The sequence below is a fragment of the Nocardia sp. NPDC057272 genome (assembly GCF_042668615.1).
GTDB lineage: Bacteria > Actinomycetota > Actinomycetes > Mycobacteriales > Mycobacteriaceae > Nocardia.
This window is the reverse complement of the sequence record NZ_JBHUYK010000005.1, coordinates 178,313-198,085: the sequence shown is the minus strand read 5'-3', so window position 1 is coordinate 198,085 and position 19,773 is coordinate 178,313. Positions and strand designations below refer to the sequence as shown.

The following is a 19,773-nucleotide window of genomic DNA, read 5'->3' as shown; positions in this document are numbered from 1 at the left end:
AGTGTATCTATGCGCGCACGTAGCCGTCGGTCCCAGCCCGTCGGACCACCGGCTCCAAACGGACGATGATGCCTTTCGAGGTCGGCGTGTTGCTGATGTCGGCGACGCTGTCGAGCGGAACCAGGACGTTGGTCTCCGGGTAGTACGCGGCGGCCGAACCACGGCTGGCCGGGTACCCGACGGCGACGAACTTCTCCGCCCGCCGCTCGGTGCCGTCGTGCCAGATGCTGACGATGTCGACCACTTCCCCGTCGGCGATCCCCCGCTCGGCCAGGTCGTCGGGGTTGACCATCACCACCCGGCGGGCGTGGTGGATGCCGCGGTAGCGGTCGTTGCTCGCGTAGGGAATGGTGTTCCACTGATCGTGGGACCGCAGTGATTGCAGCACAAGGTAGCCCGGCGGCGCGTCGATCATGTCGAAGTCGTTGCGGGTGAACTCGGCCTTCCCGCTCGCGGTGCGATAGATGCCCTTGTTGACCGGATTCACCAGCAGCATCCCGCCCGGCGCGGTGACCCGTTCGTTGAAGTTCTCGAAGCCGGGCACGACCCGGGAGATACGGTCGCGCACGGTGCTGTAATCGGCGACGAATTCCTCCCACGGAATCGTGGACTCCGCCCCCAGCGTGCTGCGCGCCAGCCGGGAGATGATCGCGATCTCGCTGAGCAGTTCGGGCGAGGCCGGGTCGAGGCGCCCCCGCGATGTGCGGACCTGGCTCATCGAATCCTCGACCGTGTAGAACTGCTCGCCGGTGGCCTGGATATCGCGATCGCTGCGGCCCAGCGTGGGCAGGATCAGTGCCGTCTCGCCGCAGACCGTGTGGGAGCGGTTGAGTTTGGTGGAGATCTGTACGGTCAGCGAACACTGCCGCAGGGCCGCCTCGGTGACCTCGCTGTCGGGCGTGGCCCGCACGAAATTGCCTGCGACCCCGACGAATACCTTCGCCTTGCCGTCGCGCATGGCACGGATGGAACCGACCGCGTCCAGCCCGTGGGCCGCGGGCGGGGTGAAACCGAACTCGGTGCCGAGCGCGTCCAGGAACGACTGCGGCATCCGCTCCCAGATGCCCATGGTGCGGTCGCCCTGGACATTGCTGTGCCCGCGCACCGGGCACACCCCGGCGCCGGGGCGGCCGAGGTTGCCGCGCAGCAGCAGGAAGTCGACGATCTCGCGGATCGTGGGCACGCCGTGCTTGTGCTGGGTCAAACCCATCGCCCAGCACACGATGACCTTCCCGCTGGCCAGCACTTGCTGGTGCACGGCCTCGATCTCCGCGCGCGTCAGCCCGGTGGCAGTGAGCGCGTGCTCCCAGCTCACCGTCCTGGCGTGCTCGGCGAAGGCATCGAAACCACTGGTGTGCGCGGCGATGAACGCGTGGTCGAGCACCGTGCCGGGCGCCGCGTCCTCGGCGTCGAGGAGCAGCTTGTTCAGCATCTGGAACAGGGCCAGGTCGCCGCCGGGGCGGATCTTGAGGAAGATATCGGCGATCTCGGTGCCGCGCCCGATCACGCCGCGCGCCTTCTGCGGGTTCTTGAACCGGATCAGCCCGGCCTCGGGCAGCGGGTTCACCGCCACGATCTTGCCGCCGTTGCGTTTGGTCTCCTCGAGCGCCGACAGCATGCGCGGATGGTTCGTGCCGGGGTTCTGGCCGACGACGAAGACCAGATCGGCTTCGTAGATGTCGTCGAGGGACACACTGCCCTTGCCGACGCCGATGGTCTGCGCCAACGCGGAACCACTCGACTCGTGGCACAGGTTCGAGCAGTCGGGCAGGTTGTTGGTGCCGTAGGCGCGGGCGAACAGTTGCAGCAGGAACGCGGCCTCGTTGTTGAGCCGCCCCGAGGTGTAGAACAGGGCCTCGTCGGGGGTGGGGAGGCCGCGCAGCTCGCGTGCCATCAGGTCGAAGGCGTCGTCCCAGCCGATGGGCTCGTAGTGCGTGGCGCCGGGCCGCTTCACCATCGGCTCGGTGAGCCTGCCCTGCTGGTTGAGCCAGTAATCCGACATGGTGTCGAGCTCGGCGACCGGATGCTCGGCGAAGAACTGCCGGGTGACGCGGCGGGTGGTGGCCTCGTCGTTGATGTGCTTGGCGCCGTTTTCGCAGTACTCGTTGAGGTGGCGGCGCGTGGGCTCGGGCCATGCGCAGCCGGGGCAGTCGAAGCCCTTGGTCTGATTGATGTTGAGCAAGGTGAGCGCGGTGCGGGCCGGGGAGTTCTGCGAGAGCGAGTACTCGATCGCGTGCGCCACCGCGGGAACGCCGACCGCCCAGGTCTTGGGCGGGGTCACGCTCAGATCATCTTGCGGGTCCTCGATCGAGGTCATGTGTCAGCTTCTCTTCAGTTCTGCGGCACCGCGCGGTCGGCATATCTGACAAAAGGCTTCTCACATTGTCCACCCTTGTCAAAGCGGAAAGCCCGATCACCTGATAGGTGCCGGTTATCGGACTTTCCGCCGCGCGCGTGACTCAGTCCTGGGCCGGCTCGAAGACGCTGCTGCCGTAGACGTCCTCGGCGGTGAGCGTGATGAGGTCGGACTTGCCCAGTGGCCGGTCGAGCGCGACCAGCCTGCGGGCCTGCCGCAGCCTGCAGCGTTCGATCGCGTTGCGCACGCTGCGCGCGTTGGAGAACCTGGGCTGCTCCATGCGCAGCGTCAGGTACTCGGCGAACGCCTTGTGCGCGTCGTCGTCGAAGGCGAACCCTTCCGACTCCACCATCAGTCCCGCGATCTGGGTCAGCTCCGCATGGTCGTAGTCGGCGAACGTGAGATGGTGCGGCACCCGGGAACTCAGGCCCGGATTGGCGGCGAAGAAGGTCGCCATCCGGTCGGGGTAGCCGGCGAAGATCACCACCAGATCACCGCGCTCGTTCTCCATCTCGGTGAGCAGGATCTCGATGACCTCCTGCCCGTAGTCCCGCTCGTTCTCGGGCCGGAACAGGTAGTAGGCCTCGTCGATGAACAGCACTCCCCCGGCCGCGCGGGCGATCGCCTCCTTGGTCTTGGGCGCGGTGTGGCCGATGAACTGGCCGACCAGGTCGTCGCGGGTGACGGTGTGCACGCGCGGGGCCCTGATGTAGTCGAGCGCGTGCAGGATGGCCGCCATCCGCAGCGCGACCGTGGTCTTGCCGGTGCCGGGACCGCCGGTGAAGCTCATGTGCAACGTGGGTCGCGTGGTGGTGAGCCCGAACCGGCGCCGCGCCCGGTCGACCTGGAGCAGCGAGGCGATCTCGCGGACCCGGCGCTTGACCGAGGCCAAGCCCACCAGCTCGGCGTCGAGCGCGGCCAGGGTGTCGCTCACCCTGGCCGCGGCCTCGTCGGCCGAGAGATCGAGCACCTCGTCGTCACCCAGAATCGCGGGCTCGGGCATCTGCTCCTCGACTGCCGTGGTCTGCGCCGTGCCGCCTGCCGACGGGCGGTGGAACCCGAATCCCTTTGGTGTGTCCATCAGTTCACTCGCCCGCGTACCGATCGCCGGTCGGACGGGCGGTGGCGTAGGACTTCACCGAGTACCGCTGGGTGCGGTCGGGGCCCTCGACGCGTTCGAGCAGGAAGCCGGGCTCGTGCGCGGGTCGCTGGACGAGGAACGACATCGCGGTGGACTGCCTGCCCAGCGCCGCGTCGTAGGCCAGCAGCCGGATGTAGTGCTGTGGGAAGGTGGCCCGGCAATCCGCGAGCTGGGCGAGCACGCCGTCGGGTTCGGCCAGGTCGAACATCGGCAGCCCCCACATCTCCCAGTAGACGTTGCGTGGGTGCGGGTCGTCGGTGTACTCCAGCGAGACCGGCCAGCCGTGATCGAGGGCGAACTTCACCTGGGCCGCGATCTCGTCGTCGGTGAGGTCGGGCAGGTAGGAGAAGGTTCCGTAACGCAGTTTCATCGGGTGCTCCTGGTCAGATCGAGGGCACCGGAGTCGCCACCACGTCGGGGGCGTCGGTGCTGGTGTAGTCGAAGGTGATGTCGCCCCAGGTGTCCAGGGCCGCCTGCAGCGGGGTGCAGAGCTTGGCCGCCCTGCGCAGCACGTCGGGTCCTTCGAACAGCAGATCGCGACCTTCGTTGCGCGCCTTGACCATTGCCTCGAGCGCCACCCGGTTGGCCTCGGCGCCCGCGGCGATGCCGTACGGGTGCCCGATGGTGCCGCCGCCGAACTGCAGGATCACGTCGTCGCCGAAAAGATCGAGGAGCTGGTGCATCTGGCCGGCGTGGATGCCGCCGGAGGCCACCGGCATGACGCCGGGCATCGAGATCCAGTCCTGATCGAAGAAGATGCCGTTGCCGAGATTGCGGGGAACGTTGTTGTCGCGCAACGTGTCGTAGAAGCCACGGGTGGTGGCCGGGTCGCCCTCGAGCTTGCCGACGACGGTGCCCGCGTGCACGTGGTCGACACCCATCAGCCGCGACCACTTCGCGATCACCCGGAAGCTCACGCCGTGCGTCTTCTGCCGCGTGTAGGTGGAATGCCCGGCCCGGTGCAGATGCAGCAGCAGCCCGTTCTCGCGGGCCCAGTGCGCCATCGACTGGATGGCGGTGTAGCCGATGGTGAGGTCGATCATCACCACCACGCTGCCGAGCTCCTTGGCGAAGTTCGCCCGCCGGTACATCTCCTCCATCGTGCCCGCGGTGACATTGAGGTAATGGCCCTTGATCTCGCCGGTTTCGGCCATCGCCCGGTTCACCCCCTCCATCGCGTAGAGGAAGCGGTCGCGCCAGCGCATGAAGGGCTGGGAGTTGATGTTCTCGTCGTCCTTGGTGAAGTCGAGGCCACCGCGACAGGCCTCGTAGACCACGCGCCCGTAATTGCGGGCCGACAGGCCGAGCTTGGGCTTGATGGTGGCGCCGAGCAGCGGGCGGCCGTACTTGTTGAGCATCTCCCGTTCCATGACGATGCCGTGGGCGGGGCCCTGAAACGTCTTGGTGTAGGCGACGGGGATGCGCATGTCCTCCAGGCGCAGCGCCTTGAGCGGCTTGAAACCGAAGACGTTGCCGATGATCGAGGAGGTCAGGTTCGCGATGGAGCCTTCCTCGAAGAGATCGATGTCGTAGGCGATGTAGGCGAAGTACTCGCCTGGCCTGCCCGGCACCTCGTCGACCTGGTACGCCTTGGCCTGGTAGTGGCTGTTGGCGGTGAGCCGGTCGGTCCACACGACAGTCCAGGTGGCGGTGGACGATTCGCCCGCGACGGCGGCCGCGGCCTCGATCGGGTCGACGCCGTCCTGGGGGGTGACCCGGAAGACGGCGAGCACGTCGGTGTCCTTGGGGATGTAATCGGGGTTCCAGTAACCCATTCCGGCATAGCTCTGGACACCCGGATCCCAACGCTCTTTGGTCGCCGCGCCGTCGTTGTCGATCGTCGTCATCGCCGTTCCTTTCGGGTCACGCCTATGAAGCACTTTCAGTGTGTGGGCGCGACAGTTCAGCGACAATGGAATGTTTCCTGTGCACTGTTAAGGCATCATTGAACGATGTTCGCCAGCCCCGACCTGCCCGCGGCCGTTACCTGGGGTCGGCTGCGCACCTTTCTCGCCGTGTACGACACCGGGAGTGTGCGCGCCGCCGCGCAGACGTTGCATGTGACGCCGCCCGCGGTGTCGGCCGCGATCGCCGCGCTCGAAGACGCACTGGGCACAACACTTTTCGGCAAGTCCGGCCGGGGCATCGTGGCGACCGACTCGGGTGAGATCTTCGCCGGCTACGTGCGCAAGCTGCTGGGGCTGCTCGCGGAGGCGGCCGGGGCGGTGCACGACGCCGATCGCGGACGGGTGCGGATCGGCGCGGTCGCGACGGCCAGTGAGTACGTCCTTCCGGCGCTGATGGCCACCTTCGCTCGAGCCCATCCGCACGTGGAACTGTCGCTGTCGGTGCTGACCCGTGGCGAGCTGTTCGCCCGCGCCGCCGATCACGTCTTCGATATCGCCCTGGCGGGTCGACCGCCGCGGGGCTCCGGGCTGGTCACCGCCGCCCAGCGGGCCAACCGGCTGTTGCTGGTCGGGCGGCCCGGGCTGGTCGACGATCCGCTCACCACGCCCTGGCTGCTCACCGGGATCGGCTCCGGCACCCGCGACACCACGCTGTCGTTGCTGAGCCGGTTGCAGGCCGCGCCACCGCTGTTAACCCTCGGTACCTCGGGCGCCGCCGTGGCCGCCGCCCGCGAGGGGCTCGGCGTCACGCTCGTGCACGAGGAGGCCGCGCGCGAGCAACTCGCCTCGGGGGAACTGGTCTCCTACAGCGTGCCGGGCACACCTCTGGACCGGCCGTGGCACGTCTGCGCGACCCAGGAACCGACCGCGGCGACCCGAATGTTCGTGGCGCACCTGTGCGATCCGGACCAGGTGGGCGCGGCCGCATTTCACACCCGGGTTCGCCCGAAGGGGTGAGGACGGCGGCGACGGGATGCTCGCATGCTGGTCGTCATGACGACACTCCCCGCCACCGCCCTCGCCGACATCGCCCAGCAGCTGACCAGCGGCGGCCGCGGCATTCTCGCCGCCGACGAGTCGATCAAGACCATGTCATCGCGCCTGGAACAGGAAGGGGTTCCCGCGAGCGCGACGGCCCGGCGCGACTACCGCGAACTGCTGCTCACCGCCGACGGTCTGCCGGAATGGATCAGCGGAATCATTCTGTGCGACGAGACCTTCGGCCAGGATCTCGCCGACGGGCGCCCGTTCCCGATCGCGGCGCGCGAACTCGGCGTCCTGCCCGGCATCAAGGTCGACACCGGCACCACCGCGCTCCCCGGCCAGGGCGGTGCGCTGATCACCGAGGGGCTCGACGGGCTCGGCGCACGGCTGGCCTCCTATGCCGATCGAGGGGCCGCGTTCGCCAAGTGGCGGGCGGTGTTCGACGTGCACACCATCACCCCCTACTCCGCCGGCGCCAACGGGCACGCGCTGGCCCGCTACGCCGCGCTGTGTCAGCAGCACGGCATCGTCCCCATCGTCGAGCCCGAGGTGCTGTGCACCGGTGACCACGACCTCGCGGCCTCTGCGAGGGCGACACGCCTGGCTCTGAGCGCGGTGTTCACCGAACTCGTCGACGCCGCGGTGGATCTCACCGGCATCGTGCTCAAGCCCAACTTCGTCACCCCCGGTCTGGACGCCGCGGCTGTCCCGCCCGCCGACGTCGCGGCCGCGACCTTCGCCGTGCTGCGTGAGCTGGTGCCCGCCGAGGTGGCGGGCATCGCGTTCCTGTCCGGTGGACACCCCACCTCGCGGGCGTGCGCCTTTCTGAGCGAGCTCGCCGCCGTCGACGAGCGGCCGTGGCCTGTGACATTCTCCTTCGGGCGCGCGCTCGTGAGCGCGGCCCTGCACACTTGGGGTGGAACGAACTCCGAAGTTCCCGCAGCACACCGTGTTCTGCTCCAGAACTGCCGCAACGCCTCTGCTGCCGCCGAGCGCGCCGCGTAGGCGGGTCCGCTCGGCAGCCGTGCTGAGCGCGGCGGCAACGCGCAGCAGCGGCGCTACCCCTCGGGCACCGCTGCTGCGTTCGTTGGCCGGGGCCCGCCGCTATTTCAGCGGTAGTTCCACCAGCACGGTGGTTCCGCGTCCCCGCATCGATTCCACGCGCAGCGAGGCTTCGATCAGGGCACAGCGTTCCGCGATCGAGCTCAGGCCGAAATGTTGTTCGCCGTCGGCGTCGGCGGCGCGATGGGCACGCTGCGCCGCCGGGTCGAAACCCGCACCGTCGTCGGAACATCCGAAGATGGCCGAGTCACCGACCCGGCGCAGGGAGAGCACGATCCGTTGCGCATCAGCGTGTTTCACCGCGTTCGCCAGCGCTTCCTGGGCGATCCGGTACAGGGTGGCGGCGGCATGGTCGGGGATGTCGTCGATGGCGGCGGCGTGATCGACGAGGAATTCGATCGTCGGCGGCCCTTCGCCGCTCACCGTGCGCACCAGCGATTCGATCGCGGCGACCAGGCCGAGATCGTCGAGGACGAGGCTGTGCAGGCCCGAGATCGCCGCCCTGGTCGCGTTGTAGGCGAAATCGGCCAGCTCGCGGGCGCTGACGAGTTCGGCGCGGGCCCTGGCGAGGTCGCGCAGGCTGGCCTCGTCGGTGACGTCGACGTGGGCGGCGAGTTCGGAGACGGTGAGGTCGGCGGCGGACAGGTGGAACGACATCGAGGCCAGGGCGGTGGTGACGCCGTCGTGGAGATCGAAGGCGATGCGCCTGCGTTCGGCCTCCTGGGCGGTGATCGCCTGTTCGACCAGGCGGTCGCGCTCGGTGCGCTGCCGGTTGACGGTGCGGAACAGCCGCTGCGCGTGCAACCACAGGCCGAGCACGCCCGCGTACTGCTGTGCGAGGTCGAGGTCGTGCTGCCCGAACGGATCACGGGCGCGGCGATGCACGGCGAGCACGCCGACCACATCGCCTTCCAGCCCCGGCAGCGGCAGGCACATCCGCGCGACCGTCTGCTGCGGCTCCAGTCGTAAAAGCCTGCGGTGCAGGGCATTACGTGGCGAGTCGTTGTCGAGCAGCACCGGCGTACGAGTGCGGGCCACCAGCCCGGTCACCCCGAATCCGACCTGCAACCGCAACGACCCCGCCGAGGGATGCGAAGGCCACAGATCGACGATGCTCAGATCCTGGCCGTCGACGGCGTAGAGCAGCACGCCTTCGGCGCCGAGCAGTGGCGCCAGCTCCGCCGCTGTCGGCACCGCGCCGCTCGCGAAGCTCACCGGAACAGCCCCTCCCGCAACGCGACCGCGATCGCCCCGCTGCGATCGGACACCCCCAGCTTGCGATACAGCCCGCGAATATGGGTTTTCACGGTGTCCTCGCTGACCACCAGCTTGCTCGCGACCGCGCGATTGGAGTGGCCGGAGACCAACAGCCCCAGCACTTCCGACTCGCGCTGGGTCAGTCCGAGGTGCGCGCCGGACCAGAACTGGCCCGCGCTGAGCCGAGCCGCGGCCAGCGCCACCCGACCGGCCAGTGCCGCGTCGACCACCGTCTCGCCTTCGCGGACGCGGCACAGCTGGGCGACGAGTTCGCGCCCGTCGACCCGCTTGAGAATGTAGCCCGACGCCCCGACGCGCAGCGCCTGGTACAGGTAGTGCTCGTCGTCGTAGACGGTCAGCAACACGACCTTGGTCTCAGGATATTGCAGGGTGATCTGACGGCACAGATCCAAGCCGCTGGCCTTGCCGATGCGAACATCGCACAGCACGATATCGGGCCGATGTTCGGCGACCATCCGCAGCGCGGCGGTGTCGGTGGTGGACTGGCCGACGATCACCACGTCGTCGGGAAAGTGTCCGAGCATGGCGTCGAGCCCGTGCAGCACCATTTCGTGATCGTCGACGAGCACCAGCTTCAACGGGGTCGGAGGTAACTCCGGCATGACTCCACCCTACGGCGAGCGGCAGCGCGGCTACGGGCATTGACGAGATCTCACCCGGGCCGCCACCCCCGAGGGGGAGTGCGGCGGGTACGCCGGTGCGGTCCGATGAACGGACCCGATCAGAAAGGCCGCGCCATGCCGGAGTCCTCAGTTCGTCGGCCGCTCATAGTGCCGTCGGTCTTGCCCGCCGATTTCGCCTGCCTCGGTGCAGAAGTGCGCGATCTGTGCGCGGCGGGCGTCGACCGGATCCAATGGGACGTGATGGACGGCGTGTTCGTCCCCAACCTCACCTTCGGTCCCGATGTCATCGCGTCGGCGCGTTCGCACAGCACCGTGGGGTTCGAGGCGCACCTCATGGTGGTGAATCCCGATGGACTGCTCGGCACGTACGTCGACGCGGGTTGTGAGCTGATCATCGTGCACGCCGAAGCCTGTACGCATCTGCATCGCACGCTCGCCAGGATCCGCGAACTGGGCGCGCGCAGCGGTGTCGCGCTGAATCCACACACGCCCGCCGAGGTCGTCGCGCACGTGCTGGCCGAGACCGATCTGGTCCTGGCCATGACCGTGAATCCGGGTTTCGGTGGGCAGGCCTACATTCCGGCCGTCGAATCGAAGATCGCGCGGTTGCGCCGGATGATCGACGAGTCCGGGCACTCCATCGAGCTCGAAGTGGACGGCGGGATCACCGGCGACACGATCGGCGGGGCGGCCGCGGCCGGCGCCGACGTGTTCATCTCGGGATCGTGGATGTACGGCTGTCCCGAAGGCAAAGCGGCCGCGGTCAAGCGGCTTCGCGATGCCGCCACCGTTGCGGGAGAGGCAGCCTGATGACCGATATCGCGCCGACGACTTTCGCGCCGTCGGTGGAGACCGACCAGCTCGCCGTCGACACCCTGCGCTTGCTCGCGGCCGACATGGTGGAGGCCGCGCAGTCGGGTCACCCCGGCATGCCGATGGGGGCGGCGCCGATGGCGTGGACGCTGTGGAGTCGGCACCTGCGCCATGACCCGGCCGATCCCGAGTGGGCCGATCGGGATCGGTTCGTGCTCTCGGCCGGGCACGGGTCGGCCCTGCTGTACGGGCTGTTGCACCTGTTCGGCTACGACCTGCCCGTCGAGGAACTGCGGCGCTTCCGGCAACTCGGGTCGCGGACGCCGGGGCATCCCGAGTTCGGGGAGACGCCCGGCGTGGAGTGCACCACCGGCCCGTTGGGTCAGGGGCTGGCGATGGCGGTGGGAATGGCCCTCGCCGAGCGGATGACCGCCGCCCGGTATCCGGAGATCACCGGTCATCGCACCTACGCGATCGTCGGCGACGGCTGTCTGATGGAAGGCGTCAGTCACGAAGTGTCCTCGTTCGCAGGGCATTTGGGGCTCGGCGGGTTGATCGTGCTCTGGGACGACAACGAGATCACCATCGACGGCGCGGTCGGGCGCTCGTGCGGTGACGATCAGGTGGCGCGGTTCGCGGCCTATGGGTGGCATACCGAAGTAGTGCCGGACGGGACCGATATCGAGGCGATCGACGCCGCGCTGACCCGGGCGAAGGGTGATCCCCGGCCGAGCTTTCTCGCGGTACGTACGGTGATCGGTCACGGTGCGCCCGACGTGGCCGGCACGCCGAAGGCGCACGGGTCGCCGCTGGGTGCCCAACGACTCGCACAGGCCAAAGAGCTGGTGGGATGGGCTCTTCCGCCGTTCACCGTGCCCGAGCAGGTCGAGGCGACGTGCGCGGTGCTGGCCGCGCTCGGTGGTGCGGAGCATGCGACCTGGCTCGAGGAGTTCGCGACGTTCGACGCCGTCGACCCGGTGCGCGCCGCCGAGTTCCGGCGCGCCCGTGCGCGACTGCTGCCCGCGAGTTTGCCGGACGCGCTGGAGGCCGTCGCCGCGCAGGCACCACGCGCCACCCGCCAGTCCTCGCAGGCGTGTCTACACGCCGCGCTGTCGGTGATGCCGGAATTGGTGGGCGGGTCGGCCGATCTGGCCGGGTCGACCGGCACGGTGTGTGGCGAGGTGGTGCATCGCGACGACTTCAGGTCCAGCGCTGTCGCTTTCGGCATTCGCGAGTTCGGCATGGCCGCGATCCTGAACGGGATGAGCTTGCACGGCGGGTTCCGGGTCTTCGGCAGTACGTTCCTGGTGTTCGCCGACTATCTGCGTCCCGCCGTGCGGCTGTCGGCGTTGATGAGGCAGCCGGTGATCTATGTGCTCACCCACGATTCCATCGCGGTCGGCGAGGACGGGCCGACACATCAACCCGTCGAGCACGTCGAGTCGCTCCGGCTGATTCCGGGGCTGCAGGTGTTGCGACCGGCCGACGACGCGGAGACCGCCCTCGCTTGGGAACTCGCGCTGAGCCAGGTTGACGGACCGACCGCGCTGATCCTGTCCCGCCAGTCACTGCCCCAGCTGGAACCCGCGCAGAGCGTTACCCCGCCACGCATTCCGGCCGCCGATTGTGCGCCCTCGACAGCCGACGCGATGGCCGGCAGGTCATCCACAGCAGCGAATCCCAGCATCGACATCGTCGCTACCGGTTCGGAAGTCGTACTGGCGGTCGCCGCCGCCGAGCAGCTACGGGCGGACGGGTTCGCCGTGCGGGTGGTGTCGGTGATGGATCGGACGCGCTTCACCCCCGGCGCCGCGGCGCACACCATCAGCATCGAGGCGGGAAGCACGGCGGGCTGGACCGGGCTGGTCGACCTGGCGATCGGTATCGACGAGTTCGGGCACAGCGGCCCCGGCGACGAGGTCATGGCCCGTCACGGATTCACCGTGCGCGCCGTACTCGACCGGATTCGCGACTACCTCGACGGTGCGCCGTGACTCGACTGCGGGCAGTGATCTTCGACGTCGACGGCACCCTGGTCGACAGCGAGCGCGACGGCCATCGGGTGGCCTTCAACGCGGCCTTCGCCGAGACGGGTCTTCCTGATCGCTGGGAGGTCGAGGAATACGGGAAGCTGCTGAAGGTGGCCGGGGGCGCGCAACGGCTGGCGTTCTGGTTCGAACAGCAGGGCAGGCCCGTCGAGCAGGCGCGGGCGCTCGCGCATCAGGTGCACCGCACCAAGACCCGCATCATGCGGCAGATGGCAGCCGACGGGCACATCCGTGCCCGACCGGGCGCGCGGGAACTGATCGAACGGCTCCGCTCGCACGGCGTCCGGTTGCACGTGGCGACCACCGGTACCCGCGCGTGGGTCGAACCCTTGCTGAAGCACGCTTTCGGTGAGCCGTTCGACACCGTGACCACCGGAACCGAAGTGCCCGTCCTGAAGCCGAGCCCCGCGGTGTATCTGGATGTCCTGATCCAGACCGGATTGTCCCCCGATCAAGCGGTGGCCGTGGAGGACTCGTCCAACGGCGTGCGGTCGGCGGTGGCCGCGGGACTGCGGTGCGTGGCCGCCCAGAACGCCTACACGCGCACCGACGACCTCTCGGCGGCAGTGCTGGTCGCCGACGGGCTCGACGACCCGGAGCTGGTGACATGGTTCGACGACCACCTCGGGTGAGGTGGTCGTCGAATCGGGCTCAGCGCGTGCGGCCGCGACGTTCCATGAGCCGCAACAGCATCGGCGTGAAGATCAGCTGCATCGCCAGGTCCATCTTCCCGCCCGGACACACGATCGTGTTCGGGCGGGACATGAACGAGTCGTGCAGCATCGACAGCAGATACGGGAAGTCGATGCCGTGCGGGTCGGCGAACCGGATCACCAGCATCGACTCATCCGGTGTCGGAATAGTGCGGGCGACAAAGGGATTCGACGTATCGACCACGGGAACCCGCTGGAAGTTCACATGGGTGCGGGAGAACTGCGGGCACATGAAATTCACGTAGTCGTGCATGCGGCGCAGGATCGTCTCGGTCACCGCCTCGGTGGAGTAGCCGCGCTTGTCCTTGTCGCGGTGCAGCTTCTGGGTCCACTCGAGGTTGATCACCGGCACCACCCCGATGAGCAGGTCCGCGTACTGTGCCACGTCGACCTGTTCGTTGGCGACCGCCCCGTGCAGACCCTCGTAGAACAGCAGGTCGGTGCCGGGGCGCAGGTCCTCCCACGGTGTGAAGGTGCCGGGTTCCTGGTCGTAGGGCGCGGCTTCCTCCTTGTCGTGCAGGTACTTTCGCACCCGGCCCGTACCGGTCTCGCCGTAGCCGCGGAACAGCTTCTCGAGGTCTTCGAACAGGTTGGCCTCCGCACCGAAATGGCTGAAGGTGTGGTCACCGTCCGACAGCGCTCGCGCCAGCTCCTGCTTCATGCCGGCCCGGTCGTACTTGTGGAAGCTGTCGCCCTCGACGTACGCGGCGTCGATGCCTTCCCTGCGGAAGATCGAATCGAACGTGCGCATCACCGACGTTGTTCCGGCACCGGATGACCCGGTGATGGCGACGACAGGGTGCTTGGCGGACATGAATCTCCTCCTCAGGTGGTGGAACGGTAGAGACCGCGGAGACCGAACAGCGGACTCCACTGGCCGTCGGGCTCCTCGGCCGCGTCGGCGTGGTACCTCACGATGCGCGCTACCTCGTCGCGGGAACCGAAAATGAACGCGATCCGCTGGTGCAGTTCGGTGGGGGCGACGTCGAGGATGCGCTCGCGACCGGTCGAGGCGAGGCCGCCGGCCTGCTCGATCAAGAAGGCGATGGGGTTGGCCTCGTAGAGCAGCCGCAGCCTGCCCTCCTTGGCCGGATCCTTCGAGTCGCGCGGATACAGGAACACCCCGCCCCGGGTCAGGATGCGGTGGGTTTCGACCACCAGCGACGCCACCCAGCGCATGTTGAAGTCCTTCTCGCGCGGGCCCGTCGCGCCCGCCAGGCATTCGTCGATGTAGCGGCGCACGGCCGGTTCCCAGAATCGGCGGTTGGAACTGTTCACCGCGTACTCCGAGGTGGACTCCGACAGCCGCAGGTTCTGCCCGGTCAGGAAGAACTCGCCCAGTTCGGGGTCGAGGGTGAAGGCGTGCACGCCGGTGCCGACGGTGAGCACGAGTTGGGTCGCGGGGCCGTAGATCGCGTAGCCCGCGGCGACCTGCTCGGTGCCGGGCTGCAGGAAGTCCGCCGTCGTCGCGTCGATGCCGGGATTCGGGGCGCGCAGAATCGAAAAGATGCTGCCCACAGCGACATTCACGTCGATATTGGACGAGCCGTCGAGCGGATCGAACGCCAGCAGGTATTTGCCGCGCGGATAATCGGGCGGGATCGTATACGGGTCGTCGAGCTCCTCCGACACCATTCCCGCCAGCTGGCCGCCCCATTCGTTGGCGCGCAGGAACAGGTCGTTGGCGACCACGTCGAGCTTCTGCTGCTGCTCACCCTGCACATTCACCACGCCGGCGCCGCCGAGGACGCCGGTGAGCGCACCGGAGGCGATGCGCTTGGAGATCGCCTTGCAGGCCAGCGCGACGTCGAGGATCAGGGAATTGAGCTCACCGCTGGAACCGGGATGGCGCCTGCGCTCTTCGATGAGGAATTGGGTCAACGTCGTGCGATCGGTCAGCATCCTTCGAGGACACCACCGAACCCCCCGGGCGGACATCCACCCGGGGGGTGAATCGCGGGGGTGGTTACCGCGATTCGCCGCGTCAGAAGGCCGGGACCGCTTGCGCGGCCGTTGCCTCCTCGGACGTGTGCCGCTTGCGCAGCACCAGAACGCTGACGATCATGGCCGCGGCGAGCAGGCCGGCCGCGACCGTGAACGCCAGCCGGTAACCGCTGGTCAGCGCGGCAGCGTCGGACGCTCCTGCCACCAGTTCGGTGCCGGTCCGTGCGGCGGCGAGGGTGGACAACACCGCGACACCGATCGCCATGCCGACCTGCTGGGTGGTGTTGAACAGCCCCGAGGCCAGGCCGGCGTCGTCGGCGTCGGCGCCCGACATGCCCAGCGCGGTGAGCGCGGGCAGCACCAGCCCGCCACCGGAGACGGCCACCATCACCGGCAGCACGTCGGTGAGATAGCCGGCGTCGACCGGAAGCCGCGTCAGCCACGACATCCCGGCCAGCAACAGGGACAGACCGGCGATGAGCACGGCCCGCTCACCGAAGCGGGTGATCAGGCGGGCCGAGGCGAACAGCGACACTCCGCCGATGGCGACGGCGGCGGGCAGCATGGCCAGGCCGGTCTGCAAGGCGTTGTAGCCCAGCACCTTCTGCAGGTAGAGCGCGACGATGATCTGGAAGGCGAACATGGCCGCGAGAGTGAGCATCTGGACCACATTGGCGCCGGAGACCGTGCGGGAGCGAAAGATTCGCAACGGCAGCAGCGGGTTCGCGGCGGTGGCCTGACGGAGGACGAAGGCTGCGAGCAGTGCGGCGGCGAGCGCGCCGAGGCCGAGAGTGTGCGCCGAGACCCAGCCGTAGCGTTCGACTTCGACGACGGTGTAGATGCCGAGCATCAGACCGACGGTGACCAGGGCCGCACCCAGCACGTCGGCGCCGGCGGACCAGCCGAGGCCGCGGTCGGCGGGCAGCGCCCGCACCGCCACCAGCACCGTCAGCGCGCCGATCGGCACGTTGATCAGGAAGATCCAGTGCCAGTTCAGCGCGTCGGTGAGTACGCCGCCGAGGACCTGTCCGATCGAGGCGCCCGCGGCGCCCGTGAAACTGAAAACGCCGATGGCCGTAGCCCGTTGGTGGGGTTCGATGAAGATCGTCACCAGGATGCCGAGGACCACCGAGGCGGCGATCGCGCTACCGACGCCCTGCAGGAATCGGGCCCCGACCAGCACGGCGGGGGTGGATGCCACACCCGCCAGCACCGAGGCCACGGTGAAGACGACGGTGCCGGTGACGAACATCGTCTTGCGGCCGATCAGGTCGCCGAGGCGTCCCGCCAGCAGGAGGAGACCGCCGAAAGCGATCAGGTAGGCGTTCACGGTCCAGCTCAGACCGGCCGGCGAGAAGCCGAGGTCCTCCTGGATCGCCGGCATGGCGACGGTCACGATACTGCCGTCGAGGATGGTCATCAGCATCGCGGCCGACAGCACCGCGAGGGCGGTGCGCTGGGACTTGGTCATGGGTCATCTCCTGCTGGAAGCGAACAAGAGAGACCGTACTAGATAGTTTCGTAATAGACAATCTATAACGGACTATTGCCTCGCACGACGCGCGGGCGCGGCTTCCACCACAGTCGACAGATGCCCTTCCACCAGGTGATTCAGTGCGCTCAGCAGGGATTCGCGCTCCGCCTTCGGCAGCGAACCGAGCGCCCCCTGATGGACACCATCGACGATCTCGGTACTGCGCGCGGCGAGTTCCGCGCCAGCCGGAGTCACCGAGATGATGCGAGCGCGACGGTCGGTACTCGACGGCTTCCGTTCGGCCAGCCCCGCCTTCTCCAGCGCGTCGACGGTGACGACCATGGTCGTCTTGTCCATGTCGCCGAGCTCGGCGAGCTGAGCCTGGGTGCGCTCGGCCTCCAGTGCGTGGACCAGCACGCAGTGCATGCGAGCCGTCAGCCCTATGTCGGCCAGCGCCGCCGCCATCTGCGTGCGCAGGACATGACTGGTGCGGTCGAGCAGGAAGGACAGGTCGGGTTCGGTGCGCGTCGTCGCCAGAGCGGTCATACCGCTCACTATAGTTTTGTCATAGATAATCCGCATACTTCCATAAGTCGGGAATGTTATCGGACTGCGGTCCGTTTAGACGAGGACTACATCCCGAAGAGAGGTTCACATGGAACTGGGGCTCACCACCTTCGCCGAGCTGTACCCGACCGGCGACCGTCCCGCGCCGACCGCCGCCGAGCGGCTGCGCCAGGTGGTCGACGAGGCCGTCGCGACCGAGGCCGCCGGGCTCGATGTGTACGGCGTGGGTGAACATCATCGCCGGGATTTCGCCGCATCCTCCCCCGCCGTCGTCCTGGCCGCCGCGGCCGCGCGGACCGAGCGCATCCAGTTGACCAGCGCGGTAACGGTGCTCAGCTCCGACGATCCGGTGCGCGTATACCAAGACTTCGCGACACTCGACGGGCTGTCGAACGGGCGCGCGGAGTTGATGGCGGGGCGCGGGTCGTTCACGGAGTCGTTCCCGCTGTTCGGCTACGACCTGTCCGATTACGACGCGCTGTTCGAAGAGAAGCTGGCACTGCTGCTGCGGGTGCGCGAGGAAGGACCGGTCACGTGGACGGGCCGATTCCGGGCGCCGCTGCACGACGCCACCGTGTATCCGCGCACCGATGATCGACCGCTGCCGGTGTGGATCGCGGTCGGCGGCAGTCCCGAATCGGTGATCCGCGCCGGGCTGCTCGGCCTGCCGCTCGCCCTCGCGATCATCGGCGGTCAGCCCGCGCGGTTCAAGCCGCTGGTGGAGCTGTATCACCGGGCACTCGCCGAAGGCGGTCACGAGAAGCAACCGGTGGCAGTGCACGCGCACGGCTATGTGGCCGACACCGACGCACGCGCCGTCGCCGATTTCTACGAGCCCTACGCCGGGGCGATGTCGGTCATCGGCCGGGAGCGTGGCTGGGGACCGATGACGCGCGAACAGTTCGACGCGCTGCGCTCGCAGAGCGGTTCCCTGTTCGTCGGCACCCCCGACTACGTGGCCGGCAAGATCGCCGAGGTCCGCGACACCCTCGGCCTCGACCGCTTCATGCTGCACACCAGCGTGGGGACGTTGCCGCCCGAGCAGGTGCTGCACAGCATCGAACTGCTGGGCACGAAGGTGGCCCCGCAGGTGCGGTGAGAAGGGTCTATTCGAGCGCTGGGTCGACGCCGGTGGTCCGGGCGGCCCGGCGTTCCCGCCTTCGTCGGCGGTAACGGCTGATTCGGCTGGCACACAGGTAGACCACCCACAAACCGATGGCCAACAGGGCCACGGCGACCACGGCGGCCAGCACCGGGAAGAACACCGCGAGGGTGAGGACGCCACCGACCGTGAGGTCCTCGGCAGTGCTCACCGCGATATTGGTGACCGGTTCCGGCGAGGTGTTGATCGCCATCCGGGTACCGGCTTTGACGATATGGCTGAGCAGGGCGGTTGTCCCACCCACCGCCGCGGCGAACATCGTGGGCAGCGAATCGTCCTGCCCCGCGATCAGCGCCGAGACGACCGCGCCCGACGCGGGCCGCACCACCGTGTGCACCGCGTCCCAGAACGAGTCGAGGTACGGGATCTTGTCCGCGACCGCCTCGATCAGGAACAGCACCCCGGCGGCGACGAGCACATCGGTGCGCTGCAGCCCCGGCGGCACATCGCCGGCCCACCCGATCCGACCGAACAACCCCAGCAGAAACACCACCGCGTACGCGTTGATACCGCTGGCCCAGCCCGCGGTGAAGATCAGAGGGAGCACCGACACCCGCTCAGCCTAAGCCCGCCTGCCGACACCGCGCGGCAAGGACGTAGAGCGGCGAAATCTAGCATCGCTAGACAAGCTAGCGAGCGACTGTTACCTTTGCTCCATCATCTAGCGATGCTAGATATTGAGGAAGGAAACCCGAAATGCTCATCGTCACCGGCCAGATCATCGCCACCGCCGCCGTGCTCGCCAATGCCGTCGTCTACGGCACCGATGTCTGCGCGGCCGTGATCATGCGGTCGGTGTACCGCAAGCTCGACGACGCGACAGTCACCATCAGCGCGGGGTGGGGCCACTACTACGGCGACCGGCGCATGCCGGTGGTCGGTGCGGGCGGCGTGATCACCGCGGTACTCACCCTGCTCATCGCGCTGCTGGCCGGACAGATCGGCGCCGCGGTCGCGGCGGGGATCGCGGTGGCCGCGCTGCTCACCTGGCTCGCCCTCTACGTCCGCATCGCCAAGCCGATCAATGCCAGGCAGACCGCCGCCGCCCAGAGCGGCGTCATTCCGGCCGATGCCCGTGCGCTGCAGGACAAGTGGGACAGCATCCTGAAGTACCGCGTCACCCTCCAGTTCGTCGCCATCGCCGGCCTGTGCGCCGCGCTGATCCTGTTCTGATCTCGAATTCACCGAGGAGAATCCGTCATGAGTTTCACCAGCAATGAACAGCAGTTCCTCGCGGAGGCAGGGATCGGTCGGCTGGCCACGGTCTCGCCCGACGGCATTGTGCAGAACAACCCGACCGCTTATCGAGTGAATCCCGACCACACGATCGACATCGGGGGCATGCGGATGCGCGGCAGCCGGAAATACCGCAATGTCGAAGCGGGCAGCCGGGTCTCGTTCGTCATCGACCAACAGGTTTCCTGGGAGCCGTACGTGATTCGCGGCATCGAGGTACGCGGCACCGCCGAAGCGCTCGACGACGAGCAGCCACCGTTCGAACACCAGGAACGCGCGATCATCCGAATTCACCCCGAACGGATCATCTCCTGGGGCATCGACGGCGGATCCTTCGACTTCACCAGTCGCGCCGCCGAATAGCCGCGGCTCGGCTCATCATCAGCAACTCACCGCGACAAGTCGAAGCACAGGAAGATCAGCCCGCACGGAAATCATCCGAGTAACGTTTTCGATCACCTGGCG

General features: G+C 68.1%; 19 protein-coding genes. 8 read left to right on the top strand and 11 right to left on the bottom strand.

The annotated features are described in order from the left end of the window. Window positions 1-7: 7 nt before the first annotated feature. The 4 genes from ACFULV_RS10225 to ACFULV_RS10210 form a co-directional block, all read right to left on the bottom strand. Window positions 8-2,317 (bottom strand): FdhF/YdeP family oxidoreductase, encoded by a 2,310-nt coding sequence (locus ACFULV_RS10225; RefSeq protein WP_378655218.1) that lies wholly within the window; start codon window positions 2,315-2,317, stop codon window positions 8-10. Between the two features lie 142 nt (window positions 2,318-2,459). Beyond that, complete coding sequence (locus tag ACFULV_RS10220; RefSeq protein ID WP_378655215.1) at window positions 2,460-3,437, bottom strand: AAA family ATPase; 978 nt, start codon at window positions 3,435-3,437, stop codon at window positions 2,460-2,462. Between the two features lie 4 nt (window positions 3,438-3,441). After that, window positions 3,442-3,867, bottom strand: a complete 426-nt coding sequence (locus tag ACFULV_RS10215; protein WP_378626456.1) for a ribulose bisphosphate carboxylase small subunit — start codon at window positions 3,865-3,867, stop codon at window positions 3,442-3,444. Between the two features lie 13 nt (window positions 3,868-3,880). Next, a complete protein-coding gene (locus ACFULV_RS10210) occupies window positions 3,881-5,344 on the bottom strand; it encodes a form I ribulose bisphosphate carboxylase large subunit (RefSeq protein ID WP_378626454.1) in 1,464 nt (487 codons plus the stop codon). A gap of 105 nt (window positions 5,345-5,449) precedes the next feature. On the opposite strand from ACFULV_RS10210, the gene ACFULV_RS10205 reads away from it, so the two are divergent. Together ACFULV_RS10205 and ACFULV_RS10200 are read left to right on the top strand one after the other, a co-directional pair. After that, window positions 5,450-6,361: a LysR family transcriptional regulator gene (locus ACFULV_RS10205; protein WP_378655212.1), complete on the top strand. Its 912-nt coding sequence runs from the start codon at window positions 5,450-5,452 to the stop codon at window positions 6,359-6,361. 36 nt (window positions 6,362-6,397) lie between these two features. Beyond that, window positions 6,398-7,393 carry a class I fructose-bisphosphate aldolase gene (locus tag ACFULV_RS10200; RefSeq protein ID WP_378626450.1) on the top strand — a complete coding sequence of 332 codons (996 nt, stop codon included), beginning with the start codon at window positions 6,398-6,400 and terminating at the stop codon, window positions 7,391-7,393. Window positions 7,394-7,492: 99 nt separating this feature from the next. On the opposite strand, the gene ACFULV_RS10195 is transcribed toward ACFULV_RS10200, so the two are convergent. Both ACFULV_RS10195 and ACFULV_RS10190 read right to left on the bottom strand, forming a co-directional pair. After that, on the bottom strand, window positions 7,493-8,665 hold the full coding sequence (locus tag ACFULV_RS10195; RefSeq protein ID WP_378626448.1) for a GAF domain-containing sensor histidine kinase: 1,173 nt from the start codon (window positions 8,663-8,665) through the stop codon (window positions 7,493-7,495). Beyond that, complete coding sequence (locus ACFULV_RS10190) at window positions 8,662-9,330, bottom strand: response regulator (RefSeq protein WP_378626446.1); 669 nt, start codon at window positions 9,328-9,330, stop codon at window positions 8,662-8,664. Before ACFULV_RS10190 ends, ACFULV_RS10195 begins: the two co-directional genes overlap by 4 nt. Window positions 9,331-9,435: 105 nt before the next feature. On the opposite strand from ACFULV_RS10190, the gene rpe reads away from it, so the two are divergent. The 3 genes from rpe to ACFULV_RS10175 are packed head-to-tail and all read left to right on the top strand — an operon-like array spanning window position 9,436 to window position 12,844. Further along, window positions 9,436-10,161: a ribulose-phosphate 3-epimerase gene (gene rpe / locus ACFULV_RS10185; RefSeq protein WP_378655209.1), complete on the top strand. Its 726-nt coding sequence runs from the start codon at window positions 9,436-9,438 to the stop codon at window positions 10,159-10,161. Then, window positions 10,161-12,158 (top strand): transketolase, encoded by a 1,998-nt coding sequence (gene tkt, locus ACFULV_RS10180; protein WP_378655206.1) that lies wholly within the window; start codon window positions 10,161-10,163, stop codon window positions 12,156-12,158. The genes rpe and tkt overlap by 1 nt, the downstream gene beginning before the upstream one ends. Beyond that, on the top strand, window positions 12,155-12,844 hold the full coding sequence (locus ACFULV_RS10175) for an HAD family hydrolase (RefSeq protein WP_378655203.1): 690 nt from the start codon (window positions 12,155-12,157) through the stop codon (window positions 12,842-12,844). The genes tkt and ACFULV_RS10175 overlap by 4 nt, the downstream gene beginning before the upstream one ends. 19 nt (window positions 12,845-12,863) lie before the next feature. Here the strand turns inward: ACFULV_RS10175 and ACFULV_RS10170 are convergent, their stop codons facing one another. From ACFULV_RS10170 to ACFULV_RS10155, 4 genes are all read right to left on the bottom strand, one after another. Continuing rightward, complete coding sequence (locus ACFULV_RS10170) at window positions 12,864-13,739, bottom strand: phosphoribulokinase (RefSeq protein ID WP_378626438.1); 876 nt, start codon at window positions 13,737-13,739, stop codon at window positions 12,864-12,866. An 11-nt stretch (window positions 13,740-13,750) separates the two neighbouring features. After that, a complete protein-coding gene (locus ACFULV_RS10165) occupies window positions 13,751-14,827 on the bottom strand; it encodes a class 1 fructose-bisphosphatase (protein WP_378626436.1) in 1,077 nt (358 codons plus the stop codon). An 82-nt stretch (window positions 14,828-14,909) separates the two neighbouring features. Continuing rightward, entirely contained in the window at window positions 14,910-16,340 is a 1,431-nt protein-coding gene (locus ACFULV_RS10160; protein WP_378655200.1) for a DHA2 family efflux MFS transporter permease subunit, read from the bottom strand. Window positions 16,341-16,412: 72 nt separating this feature from the next. Next, on the bottom strand, window positions 16,413-16,889 hold the full coding sequence (locus tag ACFULV_RS10155) for a MarR family winged helix-turn-helix transcriptional regulator (protein ID WP_378655197.1): 477 nt from the start codon (window positions 16,887-16,889) through the stop codon (window positions 16,413-16,415). 109 nt (window positions 16,890-16,998) lie between these two features. On the opposite strand from ACFULV_RS10155, the gene ACFULV_RS10150 reads away from it, so the two are divergent. Next, window positions 16,999-18,009: an LLM class flavin-dependent oxidoreductase gene (locus ACFULV_RS10150; RefSeq protein WP_378655194.1), complete on the top strand. Its 1,011-nt coding sequence runs from the start codon at window positions 16,999-17,001 to the stop codon at window positions 18,007-18,009. Window positions 18,010-18,016: 7 nt separating this feature from the next. On the opposite strand, the gene ACFULV_RS10145 is transcribed toward ACFULV_RS10150, so the two are convergent. Then, the gene (locus ACFULV_RS10145) at window positions 18,017-18,625 is read right to left on the bottom strand and encodes a DUF4126 domain-containing protein (RefSeq protein ID WP_378655191.1); all 609 of its coding nucleotides are present in this window, start codon (window positions 18,623-18,625) and stop codon (window positions 18,017-18,019) included. Window positions 18,626-18,768: 143 nt separating this feature from the next. Here ACFULV_RS10145 and ACFULV_RS10140 point away from each other — a divergent pair, with 143 nt between their 5' ends. Together ACFULV_RS10140 and ACFULV_RS10135 are read left to right on the top strand one after the other, a co-directional pair. Further along, window positions 18,769-19,245 (top strand): DUF1772 domain-containing protein, encoded by a 477-nt coding sequence (locus ACFULV_RS10140; RefSeq protein ID WP_378626429.1) that lies wholly within the window; start codon window positions 18,769-18,771, stop codon window positions 19,243-19,245. A gap of 27 nt (window positions 19,246-19,272) precedes the next feature. After that, the gene (locus tag ACFULV_RS10135) at window positions 19,273-19,671 is read left to right on the top strand and encodes a PPOX class F420-dependent oxidoreductase (protein ID WP_378655188.1); all 399 of its coding nucleotides are present in this window, start codon (window positions 19,273-19,275) and stop codon (window positions 19,669-19,671) included. Window positions 19,672-19,773 lie beyond the last annotated feature (102 nt).

Bases quoted from the DNA above. Each gene is read 5' to 3' on its own strand.
- rpe (WP_378655209.1), top strand. From the start codon at position 9,436: ATGAACGGACCCGATCAGAAAGGCCGCGCCATGCCGGAGTCCTCAGTT.
- ACFULV_RS10200 (WP_378626450.1), top strand. From the start codon at position 6,398: ATGACGACACTCCCCGCCACCGCCCTCGCCGACATCGCCCAGCAGCTG.
- ACFULV_RS10190 (WP_378626446.1), bottom strand. From the start codon at position 9,330: ATGCCGGAGTTACCTCCGACCCCGTTGAAGCTGGTGCTCGTCGACGAT.
- ACFULV_RS10225 (WP_378655218.1), bottom strand. From the start codon at position 2,317: ATGACCTCGATCGAGGACCCGCAAGATGATCTGAGCGTGACCCCGCCC.
- ACFULV_RS10220 (WP_378655215.1), bottom strand. From the start codon at position 3,437: ATGGACACACCAAAGGGATTCGGGTTCCACCGCCCGTCGGCAGGCGGC.
- ACFULV_RS10155 (WP_378655197.1), bottom strand. From the start codon at position 16,889: ATGACCGCTCTGGCGACGACGCGCACCGAACCCGACCTGTCCTTCCTG.
- ACFULV_RS10205 (WP_378655212.1), top strand. From the start codon at position 5,450: ATGTTCGCCAGCCCCGACCTGCCCGCGGCCGTTACCTGGGGTCGGCTG.
- ACFULV_RS10150 (WP_378655194.1), top strand. From the start codon at position 16,999: ATGGAACTGGGGCTCACCACCTTCGCCGAGCTGTACCCGACCGGCGAC.
- tkt (WP_378655206.1), top strand. From the start codon at position 10,161: ATGACCGATATCGCGCCGACGACTTTCGCGCCGTCGGTGGAGACCGAC.
- ACFULV_RS10215 (WP_378626456.1), bottom strand. From the start codon at position 3,867: ATGAAACTGCGTTACGGAACCTTCTCCTACCTGCCCGACCTCACCGAC.
- ACFULV_RS10140 (WP_378626429.1), top strand. From the start codon at position 18,769: ATGCTCATCGTCACCGGCCAGATCATCGCCACCGCCGCCGTGCTCGCC.
- ACFULV_RS10170 (WP_378626438.1), bottom strand. From the start codon at position 13,739: ATGTCCGCCAAGCACCCTGTCGTCGCCATCACCGGGTCATCCGGTGCC.
- ACFULV_RS10165 (WP_378626436.1), bottom strand. From the start codon at position 14,827: ATGCTGACCGATCGCACGACGTTGACCCAATTCCTCATCGAAGAGCGC.
- ACFULV_RS10210 (WP_378626454.1), bottom strand. From the start codon at position 5,344: ATGACGACGATCGACAACGACGGCGCGGCGACCAAAGAGCGTTGGGAT.
- ACFULV_RS10135 (WP_378655188.1), top strand. From the start codon at position 19,273: ATGAGTTTCACCAGCAATGAACAGCAGTTCCTCGCGGAGGCAGGGATC.
- ACFULV_RS10160 (WP_378655200.1), bottom strand. From the start codon at position 16,340: ATGACCAAGTCCCAGCGCACCGCCCTCGCGGTGCTGTCGGCCGCGATG.